We start from the raw sequence: 10391 nt of genomic DNA on the forward strand, positions 1-10391 counted from the left end.
TTAATGAAACGACGACAGTTGATGGGCTATGCTGGGGCGGGGTTGGTCACAGCTTTGGTTACTACCTTGGGTTCTGAATCTCAAGCTGACGCACAATCTAGCGGTTTATCAGTTCAGTGGTTGGGTCATACTTGCTTTCTTTTTACTGGTGGTGGTGCGAAAATTCTTGTCAATCCCTTTCGAGCGGTCGGCTGTACTGCTGGCTATCGTCTACCAAAAGTTGCAGCAGATTTGGTACTGATTAGCAGTCAACTACTGGATGAAGGCGCTGTGGATGTACTACCGGGAAATGCAAAACTCATCTACGAACCAGGAGTTTATGAGTTCAAAGGCATTAAGTTCCAAGGAATTGCCATAGACCACGATCGCAAAGGTGGTAAGCAGTTTGGCTCAAATACTGCTTGGAGTTGGAAGCAAGGCGGAATTAATATCCTACATTTAGGCGGAGCCGCTGCACCTATTTCTATTGAGCAAAAAATCCTGATGGGACGTCCTGATGTAGCATTTATTCCAGTGGGAGGTAGTGCAAAAGCCTACAATGCCCAAGAAGCAAAGCAGGCTGTTCAAGTGTTAAATCCCAAGCTGGTGATTCCGACCCATTACCGAACACAGGCGGCTGACGCTGCTGCGTGCGATATTTCGCCACTGGATGATTTTCTGACCTTGATGCAAGGTATGACAGTGCGACGTAGTAATGGAGATAGTATTTCCATTAGCCCTGGTAAATTGCCCGAAAATGGGGAAATTCAGGTTTTGAATTACAAATTTTGAGTTACAAGTTTTGAGGAGTAGGAGAAGCAGTGGAAGATTTCTAACTTCTAACTTCTAATCTCCTAACTCCTAACTCTAGCTTTTAGAACGTATACCACTCTGGACCAAGCTTGTCTGCTTCGCTGATAGGAGTTTCAACTGCTGTTGTCTCATTTACAGTCCAAATGTTATCTGCAAATGTTGTCTGATCACGCCAGTAGATGTCGGTCTTACCGTCGCCGTTATAATCGCCAAGAGATGGTGTCAAGGCCGCGTTATTAGCTGGTAAGAAAGCTTCAGTAGCAACTGTTGTACCATCCATCAACCAAGCAGTGTTCGCACCTGTGGTTCCATTGCGCCAGAAGATATCGGTCTTGCCATCACCGTTGAAATCACCAATTTTGGAAGTCCAAGATGAGTCAAGTGTTCCCAAAGCACCCTCTGTAACTAAGATGCCTCTCATTGTCCAAATCTTGTTCTCACCTGTTTGAGCGTTTCTCCACAGCAGGTCTGTGCTTAAATCACCGTTGAAATCGCCAACGCTATAAGTCCAGGATGCATCTTGTGATTGCAACGCAAACTCACTCTTTTGCGTACCATCCATGAACCAAACGCTGTTATCACCTGTTGTCTGATTGCGCCAGAAGATGTCACTCTTGCCATTGCCGTCGAAATCAACAATGGTAGCAGTTAGTGCTGGGTCTGTAGTGTCTAGAACAGTTGCAGTGACAACTGTTGTGCCATCCATTTCCCAAATAGCATTCTCACCAGTTTGAGCATTATGCCAGAAGATATCGGTTTTGCGATCGCCGTTGAAATCGCCAATCTGAGAAGTCCAGGCTGGGTCAACGCTAGTTAGAGAAGCCGCATTAGCAACTCTTGTACCATCCATCAGGACAATGCTATTCTCACCGGTTGTCTTATTGCGTAATAAAAAGTCGGTTTTGCCATCATTGTTGAATTCGCCAATTTTGTAATCATAGGCGGCTAGGTCAAATTGGCCCAGGGAACCTTGTTCGATAACTCTTGTCCCATCCATCAGGCGAACGATAATTTCACCAGTTTGGGTATTAACCCAAAGTTTATCCGTTTTGCCATCAGCATTGAAGTCAGGAACAATCGCCGCACTGGTTAAGTAAGGGTTAGGATTGGGATTTGCTGACACCACCGCAGATTGTTGGGATTGTGAGGAACTCTTACTTCCCAGAAGTGAATCAGAACTTAGAGTAGTTAAAGTATTAAGAGGAGATGTTAATACTTGTATTTTTTGGGTAGTTTCTGCCCATTGTGAATTCAAAGATTTTGAAGTATTTTGAGTTCCAAACATGGTGTAGTTTTATGATTGGTTGTCATCTTTTTTTAACTTTTTTTGGCCATCTTTTTCTGTAACCAAATAACATTTGCCAACTTTTCAATATTTCTTTATAACTATTTTTTCTTTATTAATGTTATTCTTTGAAGATAAATATCTGTTTGTTTTAAACGATTATCATGGAATTTTCGTTTCTATATAAGCAATTACAAAATATTTTTGCTTTTTATGTAAATGATGATTTATAGACAAAATATGTTAGCTTTTACTTTTTTTATATTTTGAATTAAAATATACGCATTTATCTAACAGTTATTGGGTTACATAAAAATATTTAGTCTATGTAATCTTGATGTGATTACATAGTGGTTTGTATAGGAAGCCTAAATTATTGATTAAAAGCTCAGATGCCCGAATATCAAAGAATTCAAGGCTCTAAGTTTTTCAAGATAATTGATTATTCTCTAAGAATTTATGAATTTAGTAGAAACAAATATTGGCTAGAATAACTTAGATTAGTAACTACCGAGAAGCATTATTTGTGCATCTTCTAGTTGCCAGAAGTGTAAAATAACACAATACTTTAATACATACATCAGCTATGCAAGCAGAATATCGGCAGCGTCGTGAGCAGTTAATGGCAAAAATTGGTGATGGCACAGCCATTTTTCGCAGTGCACCAATGGCAGTGATGCACAACGATGTCGAGTATGTTTATCGCCAAGACAGTGATTTCTTCTACCTGACTGGTTTTAATGAACCACAGGCAGTTGCAGTGTTAGCGCCACATCATTCAGAACATCGGTTTGTGCTGTTTGTGCAACCGAAGGATCGGGAAAAGGAAGTATGGACTGGTTATCTTTCTGGGGTAGATGCAGCGAAGGAAATTTATGGTGCTGATGAAGCTTACCCCATTAGCGAGTTAGATGAAAAGTTGCCGCAGTATTTGGAAAAAGCCAGCCGCATTTACTATCACTTAGGACGCGATCGCACTTTTAATGACCAAATCCTGGGACATTACCAAAGTTTACTGCGGACTTATCCTAAACGCGGTACTGGGCCGATCGCTATTGAAGATACTGGCCCTGTCCTCAACAGCATGAGATTGATCAAAAGTGAAGCTGAGTTGGGGTTGATGCGTCAAGCAGTTGCGATCGCAACTGAAGCACACAATTACGCCCAAGAAATCGCTGTACCCGGACGTTATGAGTATGAAATTCAAGCGGAGATGGAACGCATCTTTCGAGTCCGGGGTGGAATGGGGCCAGCTTATCCTTCAATTGTGGCTTCCGGTGTGAATGCTTGCGTACTGCACTACATTGAAAATAATCGTCAAATGCAGGATGGAGAATTACTGCTAATTGATGCCGGTTGTGCATACGGTTATTACAACTCCGATATTACGCGGACATTTCCTGTTGGGGGTAAATTTACGCCCGAACAAAAGACGTTGTATGAAATTGTTTTAGAAGCGCAAAAACAAGCGATCGCTCAAGTGCAACCAGGTAATCCCTTCAAATTAGTTCACGATACAGCAGTGCGTGTCCTCACCGAAGGTTTAGTTGAGCTTGGCATTCTCAAAGGTGAAATTGACAAGTTAATTGAAGAAGAAAAATATAAGCCATATTATATGCACCGCACCAGTCATTGGTTAGGTTTGGATGTTCATGATGTGGGTGTTTACCAGCAGGGTGAAGACAAACCACAGATTTTGCAACCAGGTCAAATTCTGACAGTGGAACCAGGACTATATATTGTGCCTGACACTAAACTAGCAGAAGACCAACCAGAGACTGATCCTCGATGGATTGGTATTGGTATTCGGATTGAGGATGATGTGTTAGTTACACCTAATGGACATGAGGTGTTAACTGTGGGAGTTCCCAAAGCAGTGGATGAAGTGGAACGATAAAAAATGGGGATGGTACACACCATCCCCAAACTAAAATTGCGGACAAGCTATCAGATTCGTTGTCAGAATTCCTAAGATTTTATCTATTTCTTTAATAAAGTAATCGTTCTTATCGATAAAGATGGTATTCTCACAAAGTTTGAGAAATTTCCAATCTGTCCCTGTTGTAACTACACTATCAATTTCATTGATCATATTTCCTTGTTGCTGGTTAAACTTAACTGCATAGTATCATCTTGGTAGTAAAGTGTAGCGATACTTACGGCGACAAGCTACGCAAGTGAGTTTGATGATATCTCAGATCAAGAACAGCCTTCAACAAATTCAACTTCCGGCAGTTTACCTGACCGAAACTGAGTAACACGCTTCCCATCAGTCTCGAATACCACACGATATTTCTGATCAGCACGGTCTTTCGGGATAAATGTTAGGTAGTGTCCGCCTTGAACGTATTTATGAGGTGTGACTTGAATTTGTCCTGGGTAAAGAGACTTGATTTGCGCTTCGGTATCGCCGATTTTTGCACCTTTTAAGGTAGTAATTTTACTATCTCTCCACACATCTACCCTAGAAATGCGACCTTCTGTCACCATAAACCCAAGATTCTTCGGTTCCCATTCCGGCTTCACGTAGTAGCAATTATTATTAAGTGGATCGCCAACTAGCCGAGTACCAGCAGCTTTCTTCGCTTGAGAAACAGTCATTCCAACTCGCACCTGTCCAATGCCATTGGTAAACAATTTAGATTGATTGGTCAGTTTTGTCTGTGCTAGCACTGTCCCGACTGTCAAAGAAGAAAGGGCAAGCGTTGTAGTAAAAATAGTCAATAATTTATCTTTACTCTTCATAATTTTTGAGGTAAAAACACGTTTATAGTTTTATCTACAAAATTCATTGTTCCAATTTCAGGCTTTTCTCTTAAAGCCGTACAATCTCCATAATTCAAATTTTGCTGTCTACTAGCAATTATTCATAAATTATGAATGATGAACTAACTACTGACATGAGTCAGATCGCTCTTCATTGGCTAAATTTGCTACTAATCGACAGTAAAGCACTGGTAGAAGGGTCGAAGATTTTGCGATCGCAGTTTCGAGTAGTGCAAATGCTCGTAGTACCAAAATTCAGCTTCAGTATAACTTATAAACAACAGCTACATTACCAACATCGCTGTTCCTGAAAATGTGTACAGGCAAAGATAGAATTTTTGAAGCATTTAAAGTAGATTATTATACACAAAAATACGCAATATTCAATCAGCAGAAGTTCCTTTATCACTACCAGCGAATAAATTGATTTGGGACTCATCTACTTTATAAATAGAACTACACAAGCAGAAGTTACTGTAGTTTCTCAATTAGTAAGCACTTAAAAATGTTGAGACAGCAGTTTTTGGCTAAGTGTAGTTTCAAGAATAACTGTGCAATAAAAAAATGAGGATAGTGTTAACTATCCTCATTTTATTTTTTGTTCTTTTGCTCATTCCCAGGCATTAGCCCAGAAAAAATTACTTATTATATCTGTGGTACGTACTGCTGCTTTTCAGGTACCTCAGCGTACTCAGCCACAATCTGACGAAATTCTTCGCCGTCAATGGTTTCTTTTTCGATGAGCAAATCGACTAAGCGATCGGTGACAGTGCGATGGTCACGCACAATTTTCTTGGCGTTTTCGTAGCATTCTTCCACGATCGCTCGCACTTGTCCATCAATGCGAGAGGCAATAGATTCGGAATACTCAGATCGAGTTGTCCAGTCACGACCCAAAAACACTTCACCCTGCTGGCTTTCCAATGAAAGTGGCCCTAAGTCGGACATCCCGAAACGAGTCACCATCTGCCGCGCCATTCCCGATAACTGTTGCAAGTCTCCACCAGCGCCAGTTGTGACTTCCGCAGCCCCAAAAATTACTTCCTCAGCAGCACGACCGCCCAAAGCACCAGTAATCCTGGCTTTCAACTGAGAACGAGAAATTAACCCTTGTTCTTCGTTGGGAGTAAACCAAGTTAAACCCTGTGCTTGTCCCCGTGGGATTAAGGTAACTTTTTGCACTGGATCGTGGTCTTTTAACAAAGTTCCTACTAAGGCGTGTCCAATTTCATGGTATGCAATTAAGCGCTTGCTCTTGCTATCCACCAAAGGAGTACCTTCCATCCCAGCAACTACCCGATCCACCGCATCATCAATTTCGCGGAGAGTAATACCTTCTTTGCGTCTTCTAGCAGTCAGAATTGCTGCTTCGTTGAGTAAGTTGGCTAAGTCAGCACCGGTAAATCCAGGAGTGCGGCGAGCGATCGCATCTAAAGATACGCTAGTGTCTAGTTTCTTGTTCCGCGCATGGACTTGCAAGATTTCCAAACGCCCTTTGATATCGGGGGCATCGACTGTTACTTGGCGGTCAAAGCGACCGGGACGCAACAAGGCTGAGTCTAGTACGTCGGGACGGTTGGTGGCAGCAATAATAATAATGCCTGTGTTACCTTCAAACCCGTCCATTTCGGTGAGCAACTGGTTGAGGGTTTGCTCTCTCTCATCGTTACCGCCGCCGATACCAGCGCCCCGTTGCCGTCCAACTGCGTCGATTTCATCGATGAAGATGATACAGGGGGCGTTGTCTTTGGCTTTCTTGAACAAATCGCGGACGCGGGATGCACCCACACCAACGAACATTTCCACAAATTCTGAACCGGAAATACTGAAGAAAGGTACGCCTGCTTCACCAGCGATCGCTTTTGCTAGTAAAGTTTTACCAGTTCCAGGAGGCCCAACTAACAGTACTCCCTTGGGAATCCGTGCGCCTACAGCGGTAAATCTTTCTGGCTGCTTCAGGAAGGTGACGACTTCTTGCAATTCTTCTTTAGCTTCTTCAATCCCGGCTACGTCGTCAAATTTGACCCCGGTTTTTGCCTCCATTTGGAAACGCGCTTTGGATTTGCCGAAGTTCATCGCTTGACCTGGCCCGCCGGGGAGGTTGCTAGAACGCCGGAACAAAAAGAACAGCCCGGTAATCAATAAAACTGGAAACACGAGATTGCCCAACAAGCCCCAAATTGCACCATCATTCCGCATTGGGTGAGCATCAAAACTAATGGCTTTTTCTTTGAGCTTGCTAATTAACTCAGGAGCATTAACAGGCAAATCTACCCGCCATCTTTGGACGCGATTTTCGATGTCTGGATCGCGGGCTTCTATAATTGCTGTCCTACCGCCTTCGTACAGATCCACACTGCTGACGCGATCGCCATCCAAGTATTCTAGAAAGCGACCATAAGTCATGCGGGTATTGGCTGCATTCTTACTCATGTCAGTAGGAGCGCCTGCAAAGGCCCCTTGCCAGAAGAAAAAGCCAATTACCAAAGCCGGCAATGTCCAGAGTACTAGGACTTTCCAAGAGAATTTCATGTTAATTTGCCTTTAGATGGCTATACAACTCATCAGCCTTAGCAACCGAATGTTTCTCACTCTGTTGCTTTAAGCTGTTAAACGGATGTCTATAAATCCATTTTGTTTAATTTGATTTCTTACATGCACTGTCATAAGGCAATTAGGGCATTATGGCGATGCCAACAAGAATCTTAATCAAAGTTAACTTAATTTTAATACAATATCGCACGAGAAAAGGGAGCGCAACGGGATACAAAACCACAGATAATTTCTCCACAATGCTCCTCGTGCCGTTCCAGCCTCTCTCAATCATCATTGTGGGGAAGATTGTAGATGTAGATTTAGGGAGAGTGGGAGATGAGGGACACGAGGGAGCCGGGGAGGAAAAAATAATCCATGCCCAATACCCTACTTCACTTCTGTAATTTGTAAAGTGTAAGGGAGATACTTGCCTTTTTCGTAGGAACCAACCCAAATTTGGTAACTTCCAGCCAGCCATTCACCAACAATACCGGCATTTTTGCCGTCAACATCGTCATTGCACCAACTACCACCGGGCCCCTTGACAATTATGGTGGTGTCCTCAGGACTTTGCACTTGTAGCTTCAGGTAGTCAAATTTACTTGTTAGCGCTAATGTGTGGTCTGGTGTTTCATCAACAAATCCAGTGCAAGTACCAGTGACTGTTTCGCTCCTCCCGGCTACTTGACTCCCAGATATTGAACCACCACTCATCCCGCGAACTGTCAAGGGGTCTGGGGAAAACTGAGGACCAATGGTGACATCTCCAAATATCGTTGGCGCTTCCTGAGCATCAACCGCAGCATTAACTGCCGATGTGATGAAGAGCGTAACTATCATGAACGATAATCTCATCCCTCTATTGAGCGCTTTTGTTGGCATTGTAATTACGTTCGCTTCTAAGTGTTTTTGAAGACATGAATTTTACACACCAAGTTCCCAATGTGAGGAGAATTGACTACCTATTTTAGATTTGCAATTGGGGATAATTCATTAGTAATTAGTCAATGATTTTTTGTTCTTATAGTTGCTCTACCTTATGGATAGGGGCGCACGTTTGTGCGCCCCTAAAGTCTAAAATATTTCTAAAATCTGGAAGTAATAGCTAATTAGCTTCCGTTATTGCCCTATTCAAGCGCGACTTATCTAAACCAATCTGATTTAGTAGTAACCAAGATTGGATCAAGTCGGGGCCATGAACATCTCCAGTTAAGGCTGCTCGGAGCGATCGCATTACCAAACCTTTTTTGACTTTTTGCTCTTTCACCACTTGTTTGATAATGTCCTGGGCGGCGGCTTCCGAAAGTTGCGGCTGATTTTCTAAAGCTGTGACAATCCCTTCAAGGACAGCAGTAGAACCTTCTTGCTTCAGTTGTGTACTACCTTCGTCGCTAAATTCAACTGTGTCGCTAAAAAACAGTTGGCTTTGAGGTACTGCATCTACTAAACGAGTCAAACTCTGGCTAATTAAAGTTACTAGCTGCTCTAGCCAGGGGCGATCTCTTCCACCATCAAATTTATACCCAGCTCCTTGCCAATAGGGGATGAGTAAATCTGTGAGTTTATCTACTGGGGTATTGTGGATATACTGACTGTTCAACCAATCGAGTTTTGCCCAGTCAAACTTTGCACCCGCTTTATTTACACGCTCAAAGCCAAATTCTTTGGCTGCTGTTTCTAAGGTAAATATTTCTTGCGTCGAGTCTGGTGGCGACCAACCCAGCAATGTCATGTAATTTACCAAGCCTTCAGCAGTAAAGCCCATTTGCTGAAAGTCACAAATGGAAGTAACTCCATCACGCTTAGAAAGCTTGCGCCCTTCCATGTTCAAAATTAGCGGCGTGTGGGCAAACTCTGGAATTTTTGCACCCATTGCTTCATATAGCAGAATTTGCTTGGCAGTGTTGGCGATGTGGTCTTCGCCCCGGATAACATGGGTGATTTGCATATCGATGTCATCCACTACAACGACAAAGTTATATAAAGGTTGACCGCTTCCTTCTTCTGAGGCGCGGGCGATGACCATATCACCACCTAAATCGCTACCTCGCCAAGACATTTTTCCTCTTACTAGGTCATTCCAGACAATTTCCCGCCCATCTTCGATTTTGAAGCGAATCACAGAGGAGCGACCTTCTGCTTCAAATGCGGCGCGTTGTTCTGGGGTGAGGTTGCGGTGACGGTTGTCATAGCGGGGAGCTTCGCCCCTAGCTTTTTGGGCTTCTCTTAGCGCCTCTAGTTCTTCAGAAGTGGTGTAGCAGCGATAGGCTAATCCTTGATCTAGTAGCTTTTGCACTGCTTCTTTATAAAGATCCAGGCGTTGTGATTGGAAAAATGGCCCTTCATCCCAGTTAAGACCTAGCCAGCGCAATCCTTCAAGAATATTGTTGGTGTATTCGGGACGCGATCGCTCTAAATCTGTGTCTTCTATTCGTAGTATAAACTTCCCTCCGTGGTGGCGGGCAAATAACCAGTTAAATACAGCCGTTCTAGCTGTACCAATATGTAAATTTCCGGTTGGACTCGGCGCAATACGGACTCTAACAGTCACAGTTAATTCTCTCTTTTGCAAAGCATGATAAATGTAGCTTATATTCAAACCTTGAATTCTGAGTTAATGCCTTTGGGGGAGTTAATGCCTTTGGGGAATTAAAAACTAAAAATCACCGAACTGAACTTCGGTGATTCACTACTCATAAACTTAGAACGGGACTGACGGGGCTCGAACCCGCAACTTCCGCCGTGACAGGGCGGTGCTCTAACCAATTGAACTACAGTCCCTTGTTTGGCAACTTTGCTATTATCACTATTTTTTTTCTACTTGTCAAGTGTTTTGGAGTTGGAAATTCGGAATTATTTTTGTCCCGTCTCTCCAAGGTGCGAATTTTTCGTTAAAACCCTGATAATACAACCTGTGGCTGTGATTCCAGATGCTGTACCCGGATTTCTCACAAAGCCTGAAAAAAGAAGAGTCAAAAACTGCCAAAATGACTAATATACCTGAATTCCAGCA

At 43.0% G+C, this 10391-nt stretch carries 9 protein-coding genes and 1 tRNA gene; 4 read left to right on the forward strand and 6 right to left on the reverse strand.

Translation table 11 applies throughout. From position 1 onward, the window contains the following. Positions 1-3 precede the first annotated feature (3 nt). Entirely contained in the window at positions 4-771 is a 768-nt protein-coding gene (locus ACEYW6_RS30245) for an MBL fold metallo-hydrolase (RefSeq protein ID WP_412982679.1), read from the forward strand. 82 nt (positions 772-853) lie between these two features. Here the strand turns inward: ACEYW6_RS30245 and ACEYW6_RS30250 are convergent, their stop codons facing one another. Next, positions 854-2077 (reverse strand): FG-GAP repeat domain-containing protein, encoded by a 1224-nt coding sequence (locus ACEYW6_RS30250; RefSeq protein WP_412982680.1) that lies wholly within the window; start codon positions 2075-2077, stop codon positions 854-856. 586 nt (positions 2078-2663) lie between these two features. On the opposite strand from ACEYW6_RS30250, the gene ACEYW6_RS30255 reads away from it, so the two are divergent. Beyond that, entirely contained in the window at positions 2664-3974 is a 1311-nt protein-coding gene (locus tag ACEYW6_RS30255; RefSeq protein ID WP_412982681.1) for an aminopeptidase P N-terminal domain-containing protein, read from the forward strand. Positions 3975-4276: 302 nt separating this feature from the next. Here the strand turns inward: ACEYW6_RS30255 and ACEYW6_RS30260 are convergent, their stop codons facing one another. Then, complete coding sequence (locus ACEYW6_RS30260) at positions 4277-4822, reverse strand: hypothetical protein (protein WP_412982682.1); 546 nt, start codon at positions 4820-4822, stop codon at positions 4277-4279. Positions 4823-4953: 131 nt separating this feature from the next. On the opposite strand from ACEYW6_RS30260, the gene ACEYW6_RS30265 reads away from it, so the two are divergent. Next, the gene (locus tag ACEYW6_RS30265) at positions 4954-5154 is read left to right on the forward strand and encodes a hypothetical protein (RefSeq protein WP_412982683.1); all 201 of its coding nucleotides are present in this window, start codon (positions 4954-4956) and stop codon (positions 5152-5154) included. 334 nt (positions 5155-5488) lie between these two features. Here ACEYW6_RS30265 and ftsH2 read toward each other — a convergent pair whose 3' ends face one another. Beyond that, on the reverse strand, positions 5489-7375 hold the full coding sequence (gene ftsH2, locus ACEYW6_RS30270) for an ATP-dependent zinc metalloprotease FtsH2 (protein WP_412982684.1): 1887 nt from the start codon (positions 7373-7375) through the stop codon (positions 5489-5491). A 158-nt stretch (positions 7376-7533) separates the two neighbouring features. Between ftsH2 and ACEYW6_RS30275 the strand changes: the two genes are divergently transcribed. Continuing rightward, entirely contained in the window at positions 7534-7782 is a 249-nt protein-coding gene (locus ACEYW6_RS30275; RefSeq protein ID WP_412982685.1) for a hypothetical protein, read from the forward strand. Here the strand turns inward: ACEYW6_RS30275 and ACEYW6_RS30280 are convergent. The 3 genes from ACEYW6_RS30280 to ACEYW6_RS30290 form a co-directional block, all read right to left on the reverse strand. After that, complete coding sequence (locus ACEYW6_RS30280; protein WP_196512255.1) at positions 7766-8260, reverse strand: hypothetical protein; 495 nt, start codon at positions 8258-8260, stop codon at positions 7766-7768. The two genes, ACEYW6_RS30275 and ACEYW6_RS30280, sit on opposite strands and share 17 nt — an antisense overlap. Positions 8261-8483: 223 nt before the next feature. Further along, the gene (gltX, locus tag ACEYW6_RS30285) at positions 8484-9929 is read right to left on the reverse strand and encodes a glutamate--tRNA ligase (RefSeq protein WP_412982686.1); all 1446 of its coding nucleotides are present in this window, start codon (positions 9927-9929) and stop codon (positions 8484-8486) included. A gap of 156 nt (positions 9930-10085) precedes the next feature. Then, a tRNA-Asp gene (locus tag ACEYW6_RS30290) sits at positions 10086-10159 on the reverse strand. Positions 10160-10391: the final 232 nt, after the last annotated feature.

Origin of the sequence: Nostoc sp. UIC 10607, from assembly GCF_047228265.1 — a bacterium.
GTDB classification, from domain to species: Bacteria; Cyanobacteriota; Cyanobacteriia; order Cyanobacteriales; family Nostocaceae; genus Nostoc; species Nostoc foliaceum_A.